This is a genomic window from Microbacterium azadirachtae (assembly GCF_000956505.1).
Lineage (GTDB): Bacteria > Actinomycetota > Actinomycetes > Actinomycetales > Microbacteriaceae > Microbacterium > Microbacterium azadirachtae_A.
Genome location: NZ_JYIX01000026.1, coordinates 79,453 through 102,249, shown reverse-complemented (window position 1 = coordinate 102,249; position 22,797 = coordinate 79,453). Strand labels below are relative to the sequence as shown.

The window sequence follows — 22,797 nt, the reverse complement described above, 5'->3', positions numbered from 1 at the left end:
CGGCGCAGATCACCTGCACCTGCTCCACCAGCCGGCCGACCTCACCGGCCTCGCGAAGCACCGCCACCGCCTCCGCATCCGCGAGTCCCTCGACCACGCCTTGCACGTCCGACGCGCCCGCACCCGCCCTGATCCGCCCGGCCAGGGTCGGGATCAGCGCCGCGATCGCATCCAACGTCTTCATATCCCCATCCTCCCCGCCACCACCGACATTCGAACCCCAGATCAACCCAGAATTCCAAACCGGGGATAACCCAGCCGAAGACAGAGTTGTGGAGGACGATCACCGAGCCGGGGACCTCAGGTGTGCGCGACGAGACAGGCCCTACGCACTCCACGGCAAGTCCGGAGAGTCTCGCAGCCGGCCTCTTCGAGAAACAGGGCTTGCGCTCTTTTTCCACACATGTAGACTAAACGCACGACACATCGAAGTGACGTCGGTGAGGCTCCCTCGAGAGCGCGGCCGAAGGCTCTTCGAACCTTCTTCCCCAACCCGCACCGAGAGAAGGAACCATGAAACGAGTGCCCCTCGCGATCGCCGCGGCCGTGGCCGCGGTCCTCGCCCTCACCAGCTGCTCCGGTGGCGCAGGCGCCACGCAGGAGAGCGACGGCGCCGCCGCGAACGCCCCGGACGACCTCAACATCGGCAACTTCCTGGACGTCACGTCCTGGGATCCGTCCCTGGCCGACATCGGCTTCGACGGGCCGTACCTCTCCGCCGTCTACGACACCCTGGTCGCCCTCGACAAGGACGGCAAGCCCGTCCCGTCGTTCGCCACGAAGTGGACCGTGTCCGGTGACGACAAGACCATCGACTTCGACCTCCGCACCGACGCGAAGTTCTCGGACGGCGAGAAGGTCGACGCCGACGCCGTCGTGAAGAGCCTCGAGTACCTCAAGGCGGGGGCCCGCTCCGGCGAGGCGTACACGAACGTCTCCGCGATCACCGCGAAGGACGACCACACGGTCGAGGTCGCCCTCACCCAGCGCGACGACACGATCCTGTACCTGATGGGCCTCGGTCGCAGCTACATCATGTCGCCGAAGGCGATCGCCGCAGGCACGCTCGGCAAGGACCCGATCGGATCCGGTCCGTACGTGCTCGACAGCTCGAAGAGCGTCGCGGGCAGCGAGTACCACTTCACGAAGGTGAAGGACCATTGGGACGCGAAGACCTACGCCTTCTCGAACCTCGCGATCTTCCCGATCCAGGACGCGACGGCGCGGCACAACGCCATGCTGAGCGGTCAGATCAACCTCGAGTACGGCGACGTCGCGAACCAGTCCCAGGCCGACCAGCAGGGCTGGAACACCGCGGACCGGGTGTCCGGCTGGGCAGGTCTGGTGATCACCGACCACACCGGGGCGAAGAGCAAGCCGCTCGGCAGCGTCGAGGTGCGTCAGGCGCTGAACTACGCGTTCGACGGGGCTGCCGTGCTCAAGGCGGTCGGCAACGGCGCGGGCGTCGCGACCAACCAGGTCTTCCCGGACGGCGGCGACATCAACGATCCGTCGCTGAACAAGGCCTACGCCTACGACGTCGCGAAGGCGAAGGAGCTGCTCGCCAAGGCCGGCTACGCCGACGGCTTCAGCATCTCGATGCCGATGTCGCCCGTGTTCGAGATGTGGAAGCCCGCGGCCGAGCAGGCGCTGACGGCGATCGGCGTCAAGGTCACCTGGGACAACATGCAGATGCCCGACTATCAGACGAACGCGCCGAACTACCCGATGTTCATCTCGTTCCTCGCGATGGACGGCAATGACGTCGCGACGGTGCAGCGCCAGGTCACGAGCAAGCAGTGGTTCAACCCGAATCCCGACTACGCGAGCAACACGGTCCTCGCGCCGCTCGTGAAGAAGGTGCAGGAGTCCAAGGGCGCCGACCAGACGGCCGCGATCAAGGAGCTCAACAAGGCTCTCGTCGATCAGGCCTGGTGGTCTGTCTGGTACCAGGCCAAGAACACCTTCTACAGCGTCCAGGGCATCAAGGTCCAGCCGATCGTCGGCATGATGTTCCCCACGCTCCGCTACATCACCAAGGGCTGATGCCCCGGGGATCCGGTCCTGCCCGGGTCCGGATCCCCGCACCGACTCCTCCATCCCGAGAGGCCCCCATGCTCCTGTTCACCGCGAAGCGGCTGCTGTCCGGCATCGTGCTGCTCGTGGTCGTCTCGATCGCGACCTTCTTCCTCGCGCACCTCGCGATCAAGGATCCGACCGCCGCCCTCCTCGGCACCACCGCGAGCCCCGCGCAGCAGGCGGCGCTGGCGACGAGGATCGGCATCGACCGTCCGCTGCTGGTCCAGTTCTGGGACTGGTTCTCGCACCTCGTCACGGGTGACTTCGGCACCTCCTGGCGCAACTTCCAGCCCGTCGGGGCCCAGCTCGCGATCAAAATCCCGGTCACGCTCTCGGTCGTGACCTTCGCGACCCTTCTCACCGCCGTCCTCGGTCTCACCTTCGGGATGATCGCAGGCCTGCGCCCCGGCACCTGGTTCGATCGCGCTCTCAAGGGCGTCTCGGTCGTGCTCTTCGCCCTCCCGGGCTTCTGGGTCAGCCTGGTGCTCGTCCTGTGGTTCGCGGTGCAGCTGAAGTGGTTCCCCGCGGTCGGCTACGTGCAGCCGGCGCAGTCCGTCGACGGCTGGATCCGCTCGCTCACGCTTCCCGCGGTCTCGCTCGCGCTCGGCGGCGTGGTCGCCGTGTCGGAGCAGCTGCGGAACGCGGTGATCGCGCAGAGCCGGCAGGACTGGGTGCGCACGCTCCGCAGCCGCGGACTGTCCGCGACCCGGGTCAACCTGCACATCCTGCGCAACGCCTCGCCCGCGGCGCTCACGGTGATCGCCCTCATGTTCGTCGGACTGCTCAGTGGCGCGATCGTGGTGGAGCAGATCTTCAGCCTCCCTGGCATCGGGCAGCTGACCAACCAGTCCTCGCAGAACGGCGATATCCCGATGCTGCTCGGCATCACCGTGGTGTCGGTCGTCTTCGTCGTGATCATCAACCTCCTGCTCGACCTCGTGCTCGGCTGGATCAACCCGAAGGTGCGCGTCGCATGACCACCACCGACATCCGCGTCGCTTTCGACCGCGCGAAGCAGCGCCGTCGCTCCGGTCTGTTCCGCCGGTTCCTCCGCCACCCGGGCGGCTGGATCCCTCTCGCGGTCTTCGTCCTCATCGTGCTGGTGGGCGTGTTCGCGCCGCTGCTCGCGCCGATGGATCCGAACTTCGTCGACCTCGCCGCGGCCAAGGCTCCGCCCTCCGCCGCGCATCTGCTCGGCGCGGACTCGACCGGCCGCGACATCCTCAGCCGGCTCATCTACGGCACCCGGATCACGATCTGGGGCGCGCTCATCACGATCGTCACCGCCGTCGTGATCGGCGTTCCGGCGGGCGTCGCCACGGGGTACTTCCGGGGCCCGTTCGACCGGATCGCGATGTGGGTGAGCGATGCGCTGCAGTCGATCCCCGGCATGATCATCCTGCTGGTGGTCGCCGCGGGCAGCCGCAACAATTTCGAGCTGCTCATGGTCACGGTCGGCGTGTTCATGGTCCCCGGCTACTTCCGCATCGCCCGGTCGCAGACGCTCACCGTGCGCGAGGAGCCCTACATCGACGCGGCCCGCGTCTCCGGCCTCTCCGATGCGCGGATCATCTCCCGGCATGTCGTGAAGGCCGTCTACCCGCCCGTCATCATCCAGACCGCGCTCACCGCTGGTATGGCCATGGGCATGCAGGCGGGCCTGCAGTTCCTCGGGATCGGCGACTCGAACGTGCCCAGCTGGGGCGCGATGATGCTCGAGGGCTTCCGCCTCATGCTCACCTATCCGCTCATGCTGCTGTGGCCCTCGGTCGCGCTCGGCCTCACGATCGCGGTGCTCGCGATCATGGGCTCCACGCTCGCCGAGCTCGCCCAGGTGCGCACTCCGCGACTGCGCCGCCGGCGCGCTACCGCCGCCGCTCTCGAAGCGGCGACCACGGCCGCTCCCGCGACCGGCACCGTGCGGCACGCCGCGGAGGGGTCGGTGCTGCGCGTGGAGAACCTGCGGGTGAGCCATGCGACCCCGAGCGGTGCCGTGGAGGTCGTGCACGGCGTGACGCTCGACGTCGCCGCGGGAGAGGTCGTCGGCATCGTCGGCGAATCCGGATCCGGCAAGTCGCAGACGGTCTTCTCGGTGCTCGACCTGCTGCCATCGAGCGGCGCGAGCACCGCCGACGCCATCCGCATCGCCGGGCACGAGGTCACACACGCCTCGCCGAAGCAGCGCCAGGCGCTGCTCGGCCGTGAGCTGGGCTACGTGCCGCAGGAGCCGATGAGTAACCTCGACCCGTCGTACACGATCGGCCACCAGCTCGTGGAGCCCCTGCGCCGCGTGCACGGCATGAGCGCGGCCGAGGCGAAGGCCAGGGCCCGAGAGGTGCTGCTGCGCGTGGGGCTCTCGGATCCGGACCGCGTCCTGCGCAGCTATCCGCATCAGGTCTCCGGCGGTATGGCGCAGCGCGTGCTCATCGCCGGCGCGATCTCCGGCCGTCCCTCGATCCTGGTGGCGGACGAGCCCACCACCGCGCTCGACGTCACGGTGCAGGCCGAGGTGCTCGAGCTGCTGCGCGAACTGCAGCAGGAGTACGGCATGGCGCTGCTCATCGTGACGCACAACTTCGGCGTCGTCGCCGACATCTGCGACCGCGTGATCGTCATGCGCGGCGGCGAGATCGTCGAGCAGGGCGACGTGGATCCGCTGTTCGCGGAACCTCAGCAGCCCTATACCCGCGAGCTCATCGCTGCCTCGCTCGACGATGCGGCCGGGCGGGCGGAGCTCGACGCGGTGGGCGGCGCGACGCTCGACGACGATGCCGCTGGCGCGACGAACGCGACGAACACGACGGAGGTGCGCGCATGACCGCGCTGCTCGAGGTGCAGGATCTGGTCGTCGAGTACGGCCGCGGACGCAAGGCGTTCCGGGCCCTGCACGGCGTCTCGATCGACGTCGCGCCGGGGGAGTGCATGGGCCTGGTGGGCGAGTCCGGATCCGGCAAGTCCACGCTCGGCAAGGCCATCCTCGGTCTCGCGCCCGTGACCGGCGGCAGGATCCGCTTCGACGGGAAGGACATCACCGCGGTCGGCCGGGCCGGGCGCCGCGCGCTGGCCGACGACGTGCAGGTCGTGTTCCAGGATCCGTACGGATCCCTGAATCCGGCGATGACGATCGGCGACATCCTGTCCGAGCCGCTGCTGACGAGCGGGCTGGGCGGCGCAGAAGCCCAGGCGCGCGTGCGCGAGATGCTCGACCGCGTGCGTCTTCCCGAGACCGCGATGGACCGCTACCCGAGCGAGTTCTCCGGCGGGCAGCGTCAGCGCGTCGCGATCGCGCGGGCGCTCGTGCGCCGGCCGCGCCTGATCGTGTGCGACGAGCCGGTCAGCGCCCTCGACCTCACCACGCAGGCGACGATCCTCGACCTCTTCATCGAGTTGCAGCGCGACACGGGCGTCTCCTACCTCTTCGTCTCGCACGACCTGGGGGTCGTCCGCCGGGTGTGCCACCGCGTGGCAGTGATGTATCAAGGCGAGATCGTCGAGACCGGCGCGGGGGAGCAGATCACCCGCGCACCGCGGCACCCGTACGCCGAGCGACTGCGATTGGCGTCGCCGGTCGCCGACCCCGTCACGCAGAGGACGCGCCGTGCCGAATGGTTGGCGCTGCGCGAGGCCGCGGATGCCCCGGTACGGTAGCAGGCAGCGATTCCGCACGTCCGCGCCCCTGTGCGCGCCGTCGCCGGACGCCACGTCGGAAGGAACCCATGCCGAAGATCATCGATCACGATCAGCGTCGTCGGGAGATCGTCGAGGTCGCCAAGGGGATCATCCTCAAGGGCGGGTTCGAAGCGGCGACCATGCGCAGCATCGCCGCGGAGGCGGGCTTCGCGAACGGCGCCCTGAAGCACTACTTCCCGGGCAAGGAGAGCATCGTCGCAGCGACGTTCGAGACCGTCCTGCACGAGCACGACGTCTGGCTGCAGAAGGCGATCTCGGCCGAGCTGACCCCCGACGAGATGCTCCGCCAGGTGCTGGTGGGCACGCTGCCGAGCGACAAGGACGAGATCGCGAGCGGTCGGGTCCTCCTGGCGCTCTGGGAGTACGCGATGTCGAACGAGTCGCTCGCGGAGCTCTATCAGACCCACCTCGTGCGCTGGCGGGGCATGCTCGTCGAGCGGATGGAGGCGGCCCGCGACGCGGGCTCGATCCGCGATCTCGACTACGAGGCGATGGCGAACGAGTTCATCTCCGTCGCCGTGGGCGCCACCGTGATCAACCTCATGTATCCGCAGGGCGACCGCATCCCCGACTATCAGGCCTACATCGACCAGTTCCTCGCGCGGCTGCGCTGACCGGATCACGGGCGGCCTCCACGCTTCATCGAGAGGAGGGCGCCCGATGACCGGTGCACCCGAGATCGCCCTGTCCATCACCCGTCGGGAGGGGACCGGCCGGCCGGTGCTGTTCCTGCACGGCCTCGCCTCGCGCGCCCGCCTCGACTGGCCGGATGCCGAGTGGGATCCTGTGCTCGCGGATCGCCCCGCCGTGCGGGTGGATCTGCCCGCGCACGGCGACAGCCCCGCGGTCGGCGCGCTCTCCACGTCGGGGGTCGTCGACCTGCTCGCGCGGGCCGTCGCCACGGCCTGTTCGGGCGAGGAGATCGACGTCGTCGGCTATTCGCTCGGCGCGCGGCTGGCCTGGGCGCTCGCCGGCCATCCCGGGCTCTCGGTGCGGCGAGTGGTGCTCGGCGGCCTCAGCCCGATGGAGCCGTTCGCCCTGGTCGACCTGCCCGCCGCCCGTGCCGCGCTCGCCGGGGGACCCGCGCCGGCGGATCCGATCACGGGCATGATCCTGGGCATGGCGACGCTGCCAGGGAACCGCCCCGAGGCGCTGCTCGACCTGATCGAGGGGCTCGCGTCCCAGCCGTTCGATCCCGCGGTCGGCGCACCGACCCAGTCCGTGCTGCTGGTCGGGGGAGCCGACGATCCGATGGCGCAGGGCATCGACGCGCTCGCCGCCGCGGTGCCGGACTCCCGCGTCGTGCGGGTGCCCGGTGACCACCTGGCTGCGCCGCACGCACCCGAGTTCCGCGCTGCGGTCGCGGAGTTCCTCGCCGAGGACTGAGCCCCCGGCTCCTGAGCCTGTCGAAGCCGGCCCACCCCTACCTGTTTTTTCCAACGTTTGTAGACTTACCACTCACGAAAGGCAATACACATGACGACGACACCCGACGCCGCGCGCATCCTGGACATCGCGACGGGCTACATGGCCTCGAAGCAGCTGTTCGAAGCCAGTCGGATCGGCCTGTTCGCCGCGATCGCCGCGGGCGCCGACACGGTTCCCGCGATCGCGGAGCGCACCGGCGTGAGCGAGCGCGTCGCGCAGATCCTCGCCGACGCGATGGCGGGGAAGGGGCTGCTGACGCGCGCGGACGGACGCTATGCGCTCGAGTCCGACACGGCCGCGTACCTCGCGGGGGAGTCCTCCGCGCTCGACCTGGCCCCGTTCCTCACTTTCCTCGGCGAGATCAGCTACCCGCACTGGTTGCAGTTCGGGCACACGGTCGACACGACCGAGCCGGGGGACCTGCAGATGGACGACGCCCGCTGGGGCACCTTCATGGCCGGGGTCATGACCTACAACGCCCTGCACGCGCAGGAGTTCGGCCGTCTCGTCGACCTCTCCGCGGCGACGAACGCGCTGGACTTCGGCGGGCTGTCGGCGGGCTTCGCGCTGGAGGCGATGAAGCGCAACGCCGGGCTGCGCGCCACGTTCGTGTATGCGCCCGGGTTCGAGGGCGGGGTGGCGGAGGCGATCGAGGCGGCAGGCGTTGCCGACCGCGCCGTGGTCGAGACCGCGGACACCGCGACCGCGCAGCCGCAGGGCGCCTACGACGCGGTGCTCGCGAACCACGTGATCCACCGCTTCTCGGCGGAGGAGAACGCGCAGATCTTCCGCAACCTCCGGGCCGCTGCACTCCCCGGCGCCACCCTCACGGTGCTCGACTTCTTCCTCGACGACGACGCCTCGCAGCGCGGCATCGACGCGCTGCACGCGGGGGAGTACCTCGTGATCGACGGCACGATCGTGTATCCCGAGGCGCAGGTGCGCGGCTGGCTGGCCGATGCCGGCTGGGAGGTGCGGGAGAAGATCGCGCTCCCGGCGAGCCCGCGGGTGCTCCTCGCCACGGCGGTGTGAGAGCGGCGTCGCCCGTCGGCCCCTCTCGGAGGGTCGACGGGCGGCGCATCCGGATCCGGTTCTCGCGGACGTGGCCGGATCCAGGGCGGGCGACGAGCGGACACGTCGCCCGCCCGTTTCGTGCGCGCGCGACGCGCCGAGTGCACGGGATGGTGTCGAGTGCACGGCTCGTTCGCGTGAAGAACCCGTTCGCTCGACAGGATCCGATGCATTCGAGGGGGCACGACCGAGCGCGGGGCAGGGTCGCGCGCGGGCCAGGATCCCGCCCGCTCACGCCCGCTCGAACACCGTCCGGCCGTCGACGATCGTGCGGGCGATGCCGATGCCGGCGAAGGGGCGGCCGGGTTCGGCGGGATCCTCGTCCAGCACCGTGATGTCGGCGACCTTGCCGATCTCGAGCGAGCCCTTCCAGGTGGCGGCGCCGTCCTGGCGGGCCGGGTCGATGGTCACGCGCCGAAGCAGCTGCCTGCGGGTGCCTGCATCGTCGCGGCCGAGCAGGGCGAGCGAGGCGTCCAGCCCGATGCGCCAGTCCGGCGTCGCGATCGGGGCGTCGCTCGTGATCGTGGTCAGCGCTCCCGAGCCGAGCATCTCGCCGAGCGGCCACGCGGCGGCGGTGCGCTCGGGGCCGAGCTGCGCGCCGGCCCAGTCCCGGGTGTGCTCTGCGATCAGCGGCTGCACGGCGAAGCCCGCCCCGACCGCACGCATGCGCTCGATCTGCGCAGGGGTCGCGAGGTCGGCGTGCACGACGTAGTGCGGCGCCGCGCCGACGGATTCCCGGTGCTCCTCGAGCACGCGCAGGAACTCCTCGATCGAGCGGTCGCCGGTCGCGTGCACCGCGATCTGCTCGCCGCGCTCGAGCGCGATCGCGATCATGCGCCGGTAGGCGTGCAGCGCACCGTCGGCGCTCTGCGGCAGCAGCTCTCCCGAGGTGCCGTCGGGGTACGGCTCGCTCACCCACGAGGTCGTCATCGGAGGGATCCCGTCCGCGAAGATCTTCACGCCGGTCACCGCCAGCCAGCGCGGATCCGTCGTGGGCAACGGGGTGCGGATGCCGCGTTCGAAGTCCTCGAGCTCCGCGGCACCGTCCAGCGTGCCGAACAGGCGCAGCAGGGTCACCCGCGCCGTCTGCGCCTTCTCGCGGTGCAGCGCGAGGTAGGCGTCCATCATGGCGGTGCCGAAGCAGCCGGTCTCGCCCGCGTCCTCACCCGGCCCGATCCCCGGCTCGGTGTAGCTCGTGATGCCGAGTTCGGCGAGCAGGCGCCAGGCGTTCTGCAGGGCGGCGCGGCGCTCGGCGGCGGTGTGCACGAGCGCGCCGGCGGGCTGCTCCGCCGGGGGCGTGGCGGAGAAGAACAGGTGCGGCCAGCGCGCGCCGAGCCAGGCCGCGTGCAGGTGCGCGTCATTCACCCCGGGGATCGCGGTGCGGCCGTCGAGGTCGACGGCCTCGGTCGCGTGCATCCTGAGCGCGTCGGCCCCGAGGGCGACGATGCGGCCGGAGCGGACGGCGAGGGCGTCGGTCGTCGCTCCCCGCCCGTCGAGGGTGTGGATCCGTCCGCCGTGCAGGAGGAGATCGGCGTCGTCGCCGAGCGGTGTCTGATTCATTATTCCACCAGTGTAGACGAATAGACCGATGCGTCAGGGATGCAGATCCGCGGCATTGTGCGGCCGCAGTCCCGAGAGGCACGGGTCCGCCTTGTGCGAGGCGCAAAGAAGCCCGATTCTTGCGGCCCTGATCGGTCGGATGCGGCCAGGGCGGCCACCTACCCTGGATAGGGGCGGATCCGCCCCCACCCGATCCCGCGCCATCGATCCCCTGGCGCATGTGCATGCAAGGACGCTGATGAACGACTTCGCCGCGCGCCGCGACGACTGGAAGGCCAGAGAAGAACTCGCCGAGCGGATGATCCCGCTGATCGGCGGGCTGAACCGCGATCGTGACGTGGTCACGTCGCTGCACGGGCACCGCCTGCTCGGCCTGTCCACCACCGAGATCCTCGAGGTGCACGAGCGGGTCGCCGGCCTCGGCCACGACGAGCTCCCGCTCGAGGACACCCTCGCCGTGCTCGAGGCGCTCCGCGAGCTCGCACCCTCCTCCGCCTCCCTCGACATCGGGCGTCTCGTGGAGCACGCGCAGGGCGACGCCGCCGAGCTCGTCGAGCGCCTCCGCGGCGAGCTCGCCCCGGCGCTGAGCGAGACGGCTCCCGCTGAGCCCACCGACGTCGTGCTCTACGGCTTCGGTCGCATCGGGCGCCTGCTCGCCCGCATCCTCATCGCGCACACCGGCGGAGGCAGCGGCCTGCGGCTGCGTGCCATCGTCGTGCGCAAGGGCGCCGAGAACGACCTCGTCAAGCGCGCCTCCCTGCTGCTGCGCGACTCGGTGCACGGCCGCTTCGAGGGCTCCGTCGACGTCGATGAGGAGAACTCGCAGCTCATCGCCAACGGCACCCGGATCCAGGTCATCTACTCGGACGACCCCGGCACGATCGACTACACCGACTACGGCATCCGCGACGCGATCGTCGTCGACAACACCGGCCGCTGGCGCGACGAGGCGGGCCTCAGCCGTCACCTCGAGTCCACGGGCGTCGCCCGCGTGCTGCTCACCGCGCCGGGCAAGGGCGACCTGAAGAACATCGTGCACGGGATCAACCACGCCACGATCGAGGACGGCGACCGGATCCTGTCCGCCGCCTCCTGCACGACGAACGCGATCACCCCGGTGCTCAAGGCCGTCGACGAGGCCTACGGCATCGTCCGCGGCCACGTCGAGACGGTGCACTCCTTCACGAACGACCAGAACCTCATCGACAACTTCCACAAGGGCGACCGCCGCGGCCGCTCGGCGGTGCTGAACATGGTCATCACGGAGACCGGCGCCGCGAAGGCCGTCGCCAGGGCTCTGCCCGAGCTGGCCGGCAAGCTGACCGGATCCGCGATCCGCGTGCCCACGCCCGACGTGTCGCTCGCCGTGCTGCACCTGACCCTGGAGCGTCCGGCCGAGAAGGCCGAGATCAACGACTACCTGCGCCGGGTCTCGCTGCACTCCAAGCTGCGCCAGCAGATCGACTACGTCGAGTCGCCCGAGGTGGTATCGACCGACTTCGTGGGCTCGCACAGGGCCGGGATCGTCGACGGTCTCGCGACGATCGCGAACGGCACCGACGTCATCCTCTACGTCTGGTACGACAACGAGTTCGGCTACTCGAGCCAGGTCATCCGCGTGCTCGAGGTCATGGCGGGCTCGCACCCGGTCGTGCTGCCGGTGCGCCGCGAGGTCACGCTGCAGGCCTGAGCGCCCGTTTCCGGCCTCTCCCACTCGTTTTGGGGCCCACTCTCACGTTTTGGGGCGCGTCCCGTCGGATTTTCTCGGCGGGACGCGCCCCAAACGCGTAGAGGACGCCCCAAAACGTGGCATTCCTGGGCCTCGTCTTGGAGCGGGTGTGGTGCAATCCTGGGGACAGGAGGCCCGCATGATCGACGCCCGGCCGCGGCTGCTCTACGTGGAGGACGACGCCGACATCGCCGAGATGACCCTTGAGGTGCTCGGCGAGACCTACGCCGTCGACCACGAGACCGACGGCGCGGTCGCGCTGCGCCGTGCGCTCGATGAGCGCTACGACGTGATGCTCGTGGATCGCCGGTTGCCGGGGCTGGACGGCGCGAGCCTGGTCGAGGCGGTCCGCACCGCGCGGATCACCACCCCCGTGCTCCTGCTGACCGCGCTCGGCGCGGTGCAGGACCGGGTCGAGGGACTGGATGCGGGCGCCAACGACTACCTCACGAAGCCCTTCGACTTCGACGAACTGCTCGCGCGGCTTCGCGCGCTGCGCCGGGGCTTCCAGGCCGAGGGGCGGCGCAGGGCGATCGGGGAGTGGACCTTCATCCCCGACTCCTGGGTGCTGCATGCGCCGACCGGGGCGAGGGTGTCGCTGACGGCTACCGAGGCGGCGTTCCTCGAGTTCCTGTCCGCGAGTCCCGAGCGCGTGTTCAGCCGCGAGGAGATCCTGCGCGGGGTGTTCTCCTCGGCGGACGGGGTCGGCACCGTCGACACGTACGTGCACTACATCCGGCGCAAGACCACGCCCGAGATGATCGACACCGTGCGCGGGCGCGGCTACCGTGCGGGGGATCCGGCATGAGCGGATCCGCGGACCGCGATCGGGTGCGGCGCACGGCCCGGCAGATCGGGCTGTGGACGGGGGTCGCCTCGGCGGTCGTGATCGCCGCGGGGGTCGGCATCCTCATCGCCGTGATCCTGGCGACCTCGCGCCCGCAGGGCGGCGACCGGATCACGGCCGGCACCAAGCCGGACGGCTTCGTGTTGAACAACCCCGACCACATCGTGGTGGACGTGGACCGCGTGCTGCCCTGGGTCATCGTGCTGGGCCTGGTGGGAGTCGCGCTGCTCGGCCTCATCGCCTGGCTCACCGCCCGGCGCGCGGTCGCGCCGCTCGAGGTGGCGCTGCAGGCGCAGCGGGATTTCGTCGCCGACGCGAGCCATGAGCTGCGCACTCCGCTCACGGCCCTGTCGAGCCGCGTGCAGATCCTGCAGCGCCGCCTCGCCCGCGGAGAGGACATCGACGACGCCCTCGAGCGGCTGCGGGGCGACACCGCAGCCATGGACGACATCCTCACGGAGCTGCTCCTCGCGGCGCAGGCGGACCAGGGTCCCGTTCCCGCGACGGCGACGGACGCCGCGGTCGCGGTGCAGGCCGCGGTCGGGCTGATCCGCCCGATCGCCGAGAGCGCGGGGGTCGAGCTGCGGCCGGAACTCGGCCCCGGCATCTCCGTCGCGGTGCCCGACGTGACCCTGACCCGGCTGTGCACCGCGCTGCTCGACAACGCCGTGCAGCATGCGCCCCGGGGCACCTCGGTCGCGATCGTCGTCGGAGCGGGCGGCGGCGCCGCCCGTGGATTTGCCGAGATCAGGGTCGTCGATCAGGGCCCCGGCGTCCGCGCCGACGACCGCGAGCGCATCTTCACGCGCTTCGCCCGAGGCCCCGAGACCGGGCGGAGGCGCGGTTTCGGACTCGGCCTCGCGCTCGTGCGCGACGTGGCCACGCGCTACGGCGGATCGGTCGGCATCGAGAGCACCTCCAAGGCGGGCACCACGTTCCTGCTGCGCCTGCCCTCCGCCTTCAGCTGAGGAGGGCTCAGCTGAGGAGGGCCAGTTCGTCGGCGACGGCGACCTCCACGCCGTGCGCCCAGCGCCGGATCCGACCGTCCGGTGCGATCAGCATCCCCGAGCAGTCGGGCGCCGCGCGCAGCCAGGTGAGGTCGTCGAATCCGGCGACCACGGCGATCGTCGCCCACGCGTCCGCGTCGCTCAGGCGCTCGGCGATCACGGTCGCGGTCGGGGCGTCGACCACCGCGCGTCCCGTGCGCGGGTCGACGATGTGCGCGCCCCGCTCGGCCGGACCCGAGGTCGCGACGGCCCCGTCGCGCAGCGGCACCTCGGCCCGCAGCGCGCCGGGGCGGAGCGGATCCGCGATCCCGACGTTCCAGGTCCAGTCCGCTCCGGGTACGGTGAGCAGCTGCATGTCGCCGCCCGCGGAGAGACCTGCGGCGATCACGCCGTCCTCGACCAGCAGGGGTGCGAGGTGGCGGGAGGCCGCGCGTTCGACGGCCCAGCCTTTGACGTAGCCCGTCGGATCGAACCAGCCGTCCCTGTTCGCGTCGAACCGCCGGCCGCTGTCCGCCGCGAGGCGCACGCACGCCTCGCAGACCTCGAGGATCCGCGGATCCGCGTCCTCGGGATGCAGCGTGCCGTCACGCAGTCGCGAGATATGCGAGTCCGAGCGGAACGGGGAGAACAGCGCGTCCAGCTCGTGCAGCTCGTCGAGCGCGGCGCCCTGCGCATCGGAGATCCGCGCGGCGACGGCAGGATCGGGGGAGGGGGCCGCGGTGAGCACGTGCACGCTCGCCACTGTGCCCATGAGCGCGGCGGTGCGGACGTGGCGGTGCGGCGAGGCCGCAGAGGGCACGGCGGCGCTCATGCCTTCGCCTGGTCGATCGCGCTCTGCAGCGACTGGGTGTACCCGTCCGAGGTGAAGGTGGCGCCGGAGACCATGTCGATCTGCGCAGACTGCGCGCTCTTGGTCTCCGAGACCAGGATCGGGATGGCCTGCGCGTTGATCTGCTCGTCGCGGCGCTCGGTGTTCGGGTACTGCGGCACCGACACGTCGGTGATCTGCCCGCCCGACACGGTGATCGCGACCTGCACGGCGCCGTAGCGCGTGTCGACGGCCTGACCCGTGAAGGATCCGTCCTTGAGACCGGACGAGGACGTGGTGGATCCCGTGGATCCCGTGGAGCTCGTGGAGCCCGAGGACGACGAGCCCGCCGACGTCCCGGAGGAGGTGCCGCTCGTGCTCGTCCCGGTGGAGGAGCCGGTCGCGCTCTTCGTCGTGCCGGCGGTCCCGGTGGCCCCCGCGGTCCCGGCGGCACCGCTCGCGGCCGGTGTGACGACCTCGAGCGAGGTGCGGTAGCTGAACAGCAGGACCAGTCCGGTCACGGTCGCGAGGACGGCGTAGACGATCTTCTTCATGGTTCTCTCGCTCTCGGTTCTCTCGCCCTCGGTGCCCTCGTCCGCCGCTCAGACGGCGAAGGCCTCGCTGTGGATGCGTTCGGCGGGGACGCCGGCGGTGCGCAGGTCGCGGCGGATGCTCTGCATCCAGGGGGTCGGCCCGCACAGGTACACGTCGTACAGGGACAGGTCGCCGGCGATGCGCTGCAGCAGCTGAGCGCCGTCCCACTCGGCATGGGTCGCGGGCACCCAGGTCGTGCCCGCATCGGCGCGGCGGCCGTGCAGCGTGTAGTGCACGAGCCCGCGGGACATCGCGAGCCGATCGATCTCTGCACGGCGCAGCCCGTGCGCGGCGGAGTGGTTGCGCGTCACGAGGATCGCCTCGCCGGCCGCGTAGGGCTCGGACTCGAGCAGCGCGACGAGCGGGGCGACGCCCGCGCCGGCGCCGAGCATGAGCAGGCGGGATCCGCTGCGCCGCTCACCGGTCATGTGGCCGTAGGGGCCCTCGACCATGACCCTCGTGCCGGGGCGCAGCTCGGCGAGCCGGTCGGTGCCGTCGCCGATACGGCGGGCCGAGATGACGAGCGCGTCCCCGGCCGGATTCGCGGCGAGCGAGAACGGGTGCCCCCGCGTCCAGCCTGGACCGTCCAGGAAGCGCCAGATGAAGAACTGCCCCGCCCTGGCGCCGAGACGGTGCACGTCCCGTCCCGCGACGCGGACCGAGATCCCGTCCCGGCCGTCCTGGTCGACGGCGACCACGCGCAGGCCGTGGCGGGCGCTGCGCAGGAGCGGCACGGCGATGCGGAACCACAGCACGCACGCGGCCGTGACCGCCCACAGCGCCCACCAGTAGAACGTCGCGCCGGCCGAGGCCGTGAAATCCGCGCCGGTCCACAGCATGTGCGGGATCGCGAGGCCCACGCCGAGGTAGCCGTACAGGTGCAGGAGGTGCCAGGACTCGTACCGCAGCCGGCGGCGCGCGCGTCGGATCGACGTCACCACGACGAGGATCAGCAGCCCGGTCCCCGCGGTCGCCAGGAGCATGCCGGGGTAGTCCCAGACGAAGTCCCACGCCTGCACGAGCACGTTCGTGTGCGCCGTGATCGCGTAGCCGAACGTGATGAGCACGAGATGCGCGAAGAGCAGCCAGAACGACCAGAAGCCCACGAGGCGGTGCAGCCGCGTGATGCCGTCCCGCCCGAAACCGCGCTCGAACACCGGCACCCTGGCCATCAGCAGCACCTGGTACAGCAGCAGGTTCGCGGACACGAGGCCGGTCAGGCGGCCGAGCGTCGTTAAGGTGTCGCCGTCGAACGCGAGCAGCGACTGCACGCCGGCGCCGCTCACCCAGAGCGCGAGCACGAACAGGCTCGTCGCCCAGATCAGCGTCACCGCGGCCAGGCGCCAGAGCGCCGGGCGCAGCCGGCGTCCTCGGGCCGCGACGAGGGCCCCGGCGGGAGCGAGGGGGGTGAGCGTTGCCATGGCACCATCGTCGGCGGCGGTTTGACAGAGAAGCCCAAGAAACGGGCGTCTTGAGCATCGTCATAGGGAACTCATCGGATCCGACCGGATCCGCCCCGCTCGCGCGTCCTCAAGCTCCGTCGATGTCCCGACCCCACGGCATGATGGACCCCATGACGGCACTCCTGAGCGAACGGCTCCGCTCGCACCGGCTCACCGCCCCTGCTCGCACCCCTGTCGCCGCCGCCCGGCACATGCTCGCCGTGCAGGGCCAGGAGTTCGTCGCCGGACGCTGGGCGCTCGGGATCCGCTCGTCCGGTGCTCCGACGCTCGCCGTCGTCGATGCGGCGTTCGATCGCGGCGAGCTCGTGCGCACGCACACGATGCGCGGCACGCTGCACGTGATCCCCGCCGAAGATGTGCGGTGGGTGCTCTCGGTGACGGGCGATCGGCAACTCCGGCAGGACGCGACGCGCCAGCGTCAGCTCGGCATCGACGACGCGCTCGTCGCGCGCGTCGAGTCGGCGTTCCGCGAGCGCCTCGCCGACGGAGGGCGCACGAGGGCGCAGCTCTTCGACGACCTCACGGAGATCGGCATCGATCCGGCGGGCCAGCGCGGGGTGCACCTCATCTACGCGCTCAACGTGCGCGGCATTCTGGTGCAGGGCCCGGTCGTGCACCGGGACGACGCGGTCTCGCGCGAGCAGCTGTTCATGCTCGGCGAGGAGTGGCTTCCCGAGACCGCGCCGCCTGCGGATCCGCTGGCCGAGCTGTTCGTCCGCTACGTCGACGGGCACGGGCCCGTCACGGTCGACGACTTCGCCTGGTGGTCCGGCCTGCCGATCACCGTGGCGCGCGAGGCCGTCGAGAGGGGGCGCGCGAGGGTGACGGAGAAGGCGGAGGGCGTGTTCATCGGCACGGTCCGCCCTCGCCGCGCCGCCGGGGCGGACGACGCCGCGACGCTCGCGCTGCCCATGTTCGACGAGTACTACATCTCCTATGCCGACCGCTCGGTGGTGGCCACGGCGGAGGGCATGGCGCTGATCGGGCCAGGCAAAAACGGCATGGTGCGCGCGAGCCTGCTCGCGGCGGGCCGGATCGCCGGCGCCTGGACGCACTCGGCGGCGGTCGGACGGCATCGCGACGAGCCGATCCCCGAGTTCTTCGGCGGGGAGCCGGCCCCGAATCCCACTGCCGTGGCCTCGGCCCTGCGCCGCTACGCCGACTTCGTCTCGGCGCACTGACGGTCGCTCACCGCCGCGCGGAGGCTCGGTTCAGAACTCGGCGGAGAAGGCGCCGTCGGACTTGAGCAGCTGGCCGGACACCCAGCGGCCCTCGGGCGAGACCAGGAAGTCCACCAGCGCCGCGACATCGGCCGGGCGGCCGAGACGCCCCTGCGGAGTCAGCCCGGCGAGGTGCTCGCGGACCCCCTCGTCCATCCAGCCGGTGTCGATCGGGCCGGGGTTCAGCACGTTCGCGGAGATCCCTCGGGGTCCGAGCTCCCGCGCCGCGGAGATCACGATGCGGTCGAGGGCCCCCTTGGACGCCCCGTACGGCAGGTTCCCGGTCACGTGGTCGCTCGTGAGGGCGACGATCGCCCCGCCCTCGGGGGCCGCCTGCCGCGCGAACGCCGCGATCAGCAGCAGCGTGGCGCGCGCGTTGACGGCGACGTGCCGATCGAAGCTCTCCGCGGTCGTGTCCAGGATCCCCGACTCGACGTCGTAGGCATGGCTCAGCACCAGCGCGGTGATCGTTCCGTGCTCGCGCACGACCGTGTCGATCAGCGACTCGGGGCCGTCCGTCGTCGACAGATCCGCCGGGTGGTCTGCGTCACCGAGATCGCTCGTGACGACGGCCCAACCGCTGTTCCGAAGGCGCGGCACGATCCCCGCCGCGATGCTGTCGGCGCGCGCGGCGCCGGTGACGAGGGCGAGGGGCATGCTCCCACGCTACTGGGCCGCGTGCCGGTCCAGGAACGAGTACACCTCGTTGTCGTCGACGCCGGGGAACGCGCCGCGGGGGAGCGGCGAGAACATGTGCGTGTGCACCCGGGCGCTCGGCCAGGCCTTGCTGCTCCAGCGCTCCGCGATACCGGCCGGGGGCCGGCGGCAGCACGCCTCGTCCGGGCAGGTCGACTGCGCGCGGTCGGTGGTCTCCCTGCCGCGCCACCAGCGGGCATCGTCGAACGGCACGCCGACTGTGATCGAGAAGCCGCCGCCGTCGGTGGATCCGGTCTGCGTCGAGCACCAGAACGTGCCGGACGGGGTGTCCGTGTACTGGTAGTGCTCGGTGGTGCGGTTGCGCTGGCTGAAGGCGGCCCTCGCGGAGAACTTGCGGCAGACCGTGAGGCCTTCGACGGATCCCGTGACGTCCGTCGGCAGCGGCAGGTCGTCGTTCTCGTACACGCGGGTGAGCGCGCCGGACTCGTCCACGCGCAGGAAGTGCAGCCGCATGTCGAGGTGCGTCGTCATGAGGTTGGTCATCCGCATGCCGGCGGCCTCGTGGGTCACGCCGAACGCGTCGCGGAAGTCCTCGACCGCGAGGTTGCGGTCCTTCTTCGCCTGCTGCAGGAAGGCGACGCCCGCCGTCTCCGGCACGAGGCAGCACGCGGCGAAGTAGTTGATCTCGAGCCGCTGCTGCAGGAAGTCGGCGTAGTCGGTGGGAGGGGTGTGCCCGAGCATCCGGTGCGCCATCGCCTGCAGCGCCATCGAGCGCAGGCCGTGCCCGCCGGGGATCGACGCGGGCGGCAGGTAGATCCGGCCGTGTTCCAGATCGGTGACCGACCGTGTGGAGTGGGGCAGGTCGTCGACGTAGAGCAGCTCGAAGCCGAGCTGCTCGGCCATGATGCTCACGGTGCGGTGGGTGAGCGCCCCCGAGGAGTGGCCCGCCGCCTTGAGCTGCTTCTCGGCGAGCGCTTCGATGTCGGGCAGGTGGTTGTCCAGGGCGCGCATCTTGAGGCGCAGCTCGGTGTTGGCGCGTCGCGCCTCCTCCGGCGTGGCGATCGCCTCGCGCTCGCGGCGGTGCAGCTCCCGGTGCAGCCCCAGGATCGACTCGATCGTCTCGTCGGGCATGCCCTTGTTCACCCGCACGGGGGTGATGCCGAGCTGGCGGAACACCGAGCTGGACTGCGCGCGGTCGAGTTCGATCTCCAGCGCCGCGCGCCGGTTCGGCGGCTCGCCCGAGATGAGGTCGCTCACCTCGGTGCCCGTCGCGTTCGCGATCGCCTGCAGCAGGGAGAGCTTCGGCTCGCGCTTGCCGTTCTCGATGAGGCTGAGCTGGGAGCCGGCGACGCCGACGGCGGCGCCCAGTTCGTCCAGCGTCATGCCGCTGCGCGTGCGGTGGTGCCGGATGCGATGTCCGAGAGTGGTGAGCTCGAGTCCTGAAGCCATGCTTTTGATCCTAGCGAAAGAATTCAGGTTCTTGAAGCCAGAATCGACCCGAAGAGTGCCGATTACTCGCACAGAATGGTCACAACGCCCCAGGATTTAAGGAGCAGGCCATGGCTATCGCCGAGACGTCCACCCCGCGGACCACCCACCTCGCACCCGTGCGCGAGTACGGTGCGGCTCCCGAGTACGACACGCCGGCCTTCGCCGCGCTCAGCGCCTGGGTCGACGAGATCCGCGCCCTGACCCAGGCGGACCGCGTGCACTGGATCGACGGATCCGCTGCCGAGAACGACGCGCTGCTGCACGAGCTCGTCGACGAGGGCAAGCTCATCAAGCTCAACCCGGAGTGGCGACCCGGTTCCTACCTGGCCCGCTCGCACCCGAGCGACGTCGCCCGCACCGAGGGGCGCACCTTCATCGCCTCCGAGAAGGAGATCGACGCCGGCCCCACGAACAACTGGGCGGATCCCGCCGAGATGCACGCGAAGATGAACGAGATCTTCGAGGGCTCGATGCGCGGTCGCACCATGTACGTCGTGCCGTTCTCGATGGGCCCGGTCGGCGGGCCGATCTCGCAGATCGGCGTGCAGGTCACCGACAGCGCCTACGCCGTCGCCTCGATCGGCATCATGACCCGCGTCGGCGCGGCCGTCGTCCGCGAGATCGCGAAGGGCGCCCAGTGGGTGCGCACCGTGCATTCCGTCGGGGCTCCGCTCGCCGCCGGTGAGGCGGACACCACCTGGCCGTGCAACGACGAGAAGTGGATCGTGCACTTCCCCGACACGCTCGAGGTCTACTCCTTCGGCTCCGGCTACGGCGGCAACGCGATCCTCGCGAAGAAGTGCTTCGCGCTGCGCATCGCGTCGGTCCTCGCCCGCGACGAGGGCTGGATGGCCGAGCACATGCTGCTCATCCGTGTCGTCTCGCCCCAGGGCAAGGCCTACCACGTGGCCGCCGCGTTCCCGTCGGCGTGCGGCAAGACCAACCTCGCGATGCTCCGCCCGACGATCCCCGGCTGGAAGGTCGAGACGCTCGGCGACGACATCACCTGGATCCGCCCCGGGGCGGACGGGCGCATGCGCGCGATCAATCCGGAGGCCGGATTCTTCGGCGTCGCGCCGGGTACCGGGGAGTCGACCAACGTCACCGCGGTCGAGACCCTCTGGGGCAACACGATCTTCACGAACGTGGCGCTGCGCCCCGACGGCGACGTCTGGTGGGAGGGCCTGACCGACGAGGCGCCCGCGAACCTCATCGACTGGGAGGGCAACGCGTGGACCCCGGAGTCCGGTAGTCCTGCTGCGCACCCGAACTCGCGCTTCACCGTGTCGGCGGCGCAGTGCCCGCAGATCGCGGAGGACTGGGAGGACCCCGAGGGCGTGCCTCTCGATGTGATCCTCTTCGGCGGGCGTCGCGCCACCAACGTCCCGCTCGTCGTCGAGGCGACGGACTGGAGCCACGGCGTGTTCCTCGGCGCGACCATCTCGTCCGAGCGCACGGCCGCGGCCGAGGGCACGCTCGGCGAGCTGCGCCGCGACCCGTTCGCGATGCTGCCGTTCTGCGGTTACAACATGGGCGACTACTTCGCGCACTGGCTGAAGATGGGCCGCGCGGTCCGCTTCGACAAGGCGCCGCGCATCTTCCAGGTGAACTGGTTCCGCCGCGGCTCCGACGGCCGGTTCCTGTGGCCGGGCTTCGGCGACAACGCCCGCGTGATCGACTGGATCATCCGTCGCATCGAGGGCGAGGTCGGCGCGGTGGACAGCCCGATCGGGCGTCTGCCGAAGATCGAGGACCTCAACCTCGAGGGCGCGGATGTGACCGATGAGGATCTCGCGGAGCTGTTCCGCGTCGACGCCGCGTCGTGGTCCCGCGAGGCCGACTCGACCGAGGAGTTCTTCGCGACGTTCGGCGACCGCCTCCCGGCGGCTCTCACCACCGAGCTCGCCTCGCTGCGCTACCGCCTGGCGAGCGCATAAGACGTGATCCGGGCTGCTCGCGCGAGCAGCCCGGATCCACCAGGACCCGCGGCGGCGGGATGTCAGGGGCGAAAAGGCTGAGTGGTCCCCGGCATCCTGTCGCCGCGGCTTTCCGTGCGGGCGACCTCCTGCTTCGGCGACCTAGTGTGGGACGCATGCTGCATCCGCCCAAGGCCCGTCCCGGCGACCGTGTCGCGGTGCTCTCGCCGGCCTTCGCGGCGCCCGCGGTCTCGGCCGCGATCCACGAGCAGGCGATGCGCCGGCTGGCCGCGCTCACCGGACTCGTGCCGGTCGAGTACCCGACGACGCGGCAGCTCGGCGCGAGTCCCGAAGCGCGCGCCGCCGACATGAACGAGGCCTTCGCCGACCCGTCGATCCGGGCGATCCTCGCGACCATCGGCGGCGACGACCAGATCCTGGTCACCCCGCATCTCGATGCGGAGCTCGCGCAGGCGGATCCGAAGCCGTTCCTCGGCTACAGCGACAACACGAACATCCTGAACTGGCTGTGGCGGCACGGCATCGCGGGCTTCCACGGCGGATCCACGCAGGTGCATCTCGGCGCGGGGCCGGCCGTCGATGATGTCCATGCGCGATCGCTCAGGGCGGCGCTTCTCGACGGCGGCGCCCTCGACGTCACCGAACCGGGGGAGTCCGAGGACTTCGGGCGGCCGTGGGAGCATCCGGCCGCGCTTCACGTGTACGGCGACCGCGAGCCCGCCGAGCCGTGGACCTGGGCCGGGCCCGCGGAGACGGTCTCGGCGCCGACCTGGGGCGGGTGCGTGGAGGTGCTCGCCCAGCTCGCGCTCGCCGATCGCTTCCCGCGTCCGGAGCAGCTCGACGGCACGATCCTGCTGCTGGAGACCAGTGAGCGGCTGACTCCCGCCGAGGCCGTCGCCGAGCAGCTGCGCGCCTACGGGGAGCGGGGACTGCTCGCACGGGTGGCAGGGGCAGTCGTCGCCCGACCTCCGGTCAGCACGCGCGAGTTCGTGCCCGCCGCACCGGAGCGCGCAGCGGCGCGGGCCGCGCAGCGGGACGCCGTGCTCGCGGCCTTCGCGCGGTACAACCCCGACGCGGTGGTCTGCGTCGGGGTGCCGTTCGGTCATACGAGACCGCAGTGGATCCTGCCCTATGGCGGAACGCTGACGCTCGATGGCGCCGCCCGCCGCGTTCTCGCGGACTTCTCCTAGCGGGCGCGCCCCGTGCGCGTGTCGGG

At 71.0% G+C, this 22,797-nt stretch carries 20 protein-coding genes; 13 read left to right on the top strand and 7 right to left on the bottom strand.

Going from position 1 to position 22,797, the window contains the following annotated elements; all coding sequences use genetic code 11:
• Window positions 1–184 (bottom strand): hypothetical protein (locus RS86_RS03805; RefSeq protein WP_045270890.1); only part of this gene is annotated, 184 nt, incomplete at its 3' end.
• A 329-nt stretch (window positions 185–513) separates the two neighbouring features.
• Here RS86_RS03805 and RS86_RS03800 point away from each other — a divergent pair.
• From RS86_RS03800 to RS86_RS03770, 7 genes are all read left to right on the top strand, one after another.
• On the top strand, window positions 514–2,046 hold the full coding sequence (locus RS86_RS03800) for an ABC transporter substrate-binding protein (protein WP_235281586.1): 1,533 nt from the start codon (window positions 514–516) through the stop codon (window positions 2,044–2,046).
• Between the two features lie 68 nt (window positions 2,047–2,114).
• Window positions 2,115–3,056 (top strand): ABC transporter permease, encoded by a 942-nt coding sequence (locus RS86_RS03795; protein WP_045270888.1) that lies wholly within the window; start codon window positions 2,115–2,117, stop codon window positions 3,054–3,056.
• The gene (locus tag RS86_RS03790) at window positions 3,053–4,897 is read left to right on the top strand and encodes a dipeptide/oligopeptide/nickel ABC transporter permease/ATP-binding protein (RefSeq protein ID WP_045270887.1); all 1,845 of its coding nucleotides are present in this window, start codon (window positions 3,053–3,055) and stop codon (window positions 4,895–4,897) included. Before RS86_RS03795 ends, RS86_RS03790 begins: the two co-directional genes overlap by 4 nt.
• Entirely contained in the window at window positions 4,894–5,727 is an 834-nt protein-coding gene (locus RS86_RS03785) for an ATP-binding cassette domain-containing protein (RefSeq protein ID WP_045270886.1), read from the top strand. Before RS86_RS03790 ends, RS86_RS03785 begins: the two co-directional genes overlap by 4 nt.
• Before the next feature lie 68 nt (window positions 5,728–5,795).
• On the top strand, window positions 5,796–6,383 hold the full coding sequence (locus RS86_RS03780) for a TetR/AcrR family transcriptional regulator (protein WP_045270885.1): 588 nt from the start codon (window positions 5,796–5,798) through the stop codon (window positions 6,381–6,383).
• Window positions 6,384–6,429: 46 nt separating this feature from the next.
• The gene (locus tag RS86_RS03775) at window positions 6,430–7,155 is read left to right on the top strand and encodes an alpha/beta fold hydrolase (RefSeq protein ID WP_045270884.1); all 726 of its coding nucleotides are present in this window, start codon (window positions 6,430–6,432) and stop codon (window positions 7,153–7,155) included.
• Window positions 7,156–7,245: 90 nt separating this feature from the next.
• A complete protein-coding gene (locus tag RS86_RS03770; RefSeq protein WP_045270883.1) occupies window positions 7,246–8,229 on the top strand; it encodes a methyltransferase family protein in 984 nt (327 codons plus the stop codon).
• A 270-nt stretch (window positions 8,230–8,499) separates the two neighbouring features.
• Here RS86_RS03770 and RS86_RS03765 read toward each other — a convergent pair whose 3' ends face one another.
• Window positions 8,500–9,828 carry an amidohydrolase gene (locus tag RS86_RS03765; protein ID WP_052680050.1) on the bottom strand — a complete coding sequence of 443 codons (1,329 nt, stop codon included), beginning with the start codon at window positions 9,826–9,828 and terminating at the stop codon, window positions 8,500–8,502.
• A 238-nt stretch (window positions 9,829–10,066) separates the two neighbouring features.
• Here RS86_RS03765 and RS86_RS03760 point away from each other — a divergent pair, with 238 nt between their 5' ends.
• The 3 genes from RS86_RS03760 (at window position 10,067) to RS86_RS03750 (ending at window position 13,372) form a co-directional block, all read left to right on the top strand.
• A complete protein-coding gene (locus RS86_RS03760; RefSeq protein ID WP_045270882.1) occupies window positions 10,067–11,518 on the top strand; it encodes a glyceraldehyde-3-phosphate dehydrogenase in 1,452 nt (483 codons plus the stop codon).
• Between the two features lie 178 nt (window positions 11,519–11,696).
• Complete coding sequence (locus tag RS86_RS03755) at window positions 11,697–12,365, top strand: response regulator transcription factor (protein WP_045270881.1); 669 nt, start codon at window positions 11,697–11,699, stop codon at window positions 12,363–12,365.
• Window positions 12,362–13,372, top strand: coding sequence for a sensor histidine kinase (locus RS86_RS03750; protein ID WP_045270880.1), 1,011 nt, complete (start codon window positions 12,362–12,364; stop codon window positions 13,370–13,372). Before RS86_RS03755 ends, RS86_RS03750 begins: the two co-directional genes overlap by 4 nt.
• A 7-nt stretch (window positions 13,373–13,379) precedes the next feature.
• Here RS86_RS03750 and RS86_RS03745 read toward each other — a convergent pair whose 3' ends face one another.
• Genes RS86_RS03745 through RS86_RS03735 form a run of 3 tightly spaced genes read right to left on the bottom strand, consistent with a single transcriptional unit; the run spans window position 13,380 to window position 16,234 of the window.
• A complete protein-coding gene (locus tag RS86_RS03745; RefSeq protein WP_045270879.1) occupies window positions 13,380–14,222 on the bottom strand; it encodes an FAD:protein FMN transferase in 843 nt (280 codons plus the stop codon).
• Window positions 14,219–14,773 (bottom strand): FMN-binding protein, encoded by a 555-nt coding sequence (locus tag RS86_RS03740; RefSeq protein ID WP_045270878.1) that lies wholly within the window; start codon window positions 14,771–14,773, stop codon window positions 14,219–14,221. Before RS86_RS03740 ends, RS86_RS03745 begins: the two co-directional genes overlap by 4 nt.
• A gap of 48 nt (window positions 14,774–14,821) precedes the next feature.
• Window positions 14,822–16,234 carry a ferric reductase-like transmembrane domain-containing protein gene (locus tag RS86_RS03735; RefSeq protein WP_045270877.1) on the bottom strand — a complete coding sequence of 471 codons (1,413 nt, stop codon included), beginning with the start codon at window positions 16,232–16,234 and terminating at the stop codon, window positions 14,822–14,824.
• 152 nt (window positions 16,235–16,386) lie between these two features.
• Between RS86_RS03735 and RS86_RS03730 the strand changes: the two genes are divergently transcribed.
• Complete coding sequence (locus tag RS86_RS03730) at window positions 16,387–17,457, top strand: winged helix DNA-binding domain-containing protein (protein ID WP_235281585.1); 1,071 nt, start codon at window positions 16,387–16,389, stop codon at window positions 17,455–17,457.
• 30 nt (window positions 17,458–17,487) lie between these two features.
• On the opposite strand, the gene RS86_RS03725 is transcribed toward RS86_RS03730, so the two are convergent.
• Together RS86_RS03725 and RS86_RS03720 are read right to left on the bottom strand one after the other, a co-directional pair.
• Window positions 17,488–18,153, bottom strand: coding sequence for an SDR family oxidoreductase (locus RS86_RS03725; RefSeq protein ID WP_045270876.1), 666 nt, complete (start codon window positions 18,151–18,153; stop codon window positions 17,488–17,490).
• Window positions 18,154–18,162: 9 nt separating this feature from the next.
• Complete coding sequence (locus RS86_RS03720) at window positions 18,163–19,602, bottom strand: helix-turn-helix domain-containing protein (RefSeq protein ID WP_045270875.1); 1,440 nt, start codon at window positions 19,600–19,602, stop codon at window positions 18,163–18,165.
• Between the two features lie 110 nt (window positions 19,603–19,712).
• On the opposite strand from RS86_RS03720, the gene RS86_RS03715 reads away from it, so the two are divergent.
• Both RS86_RS03715 and RS86_RS03710 read left to right on the top strand, forming a co-directional pair.
• Complete coding sequence (locus RS86_RS03715) at window positions 19,713–21,581, top strand: phosphoenolpyruvate carboxykinase (GTP) (protein WP_082076537.1); 1,869 nt, start codon at window positions 19,713–19,715, stop codon at window positions 21,579–21,581.
• Between the two features lie 155 nt (window positions 21,582–21,736).
• On the top strand, window positions 21,737–22,771 hold the full coding sequence (locus tag RS86_RS03710) for a S66 family peptidase (RefSeq protein WP_045270874.1): 1,035 nt from the start codon (window positions 21,737–21,739) through the stop codon (window positions 22,769–22,771).
• Window positions 22,772–22,797: the final 26 nt, after the last annotated feature.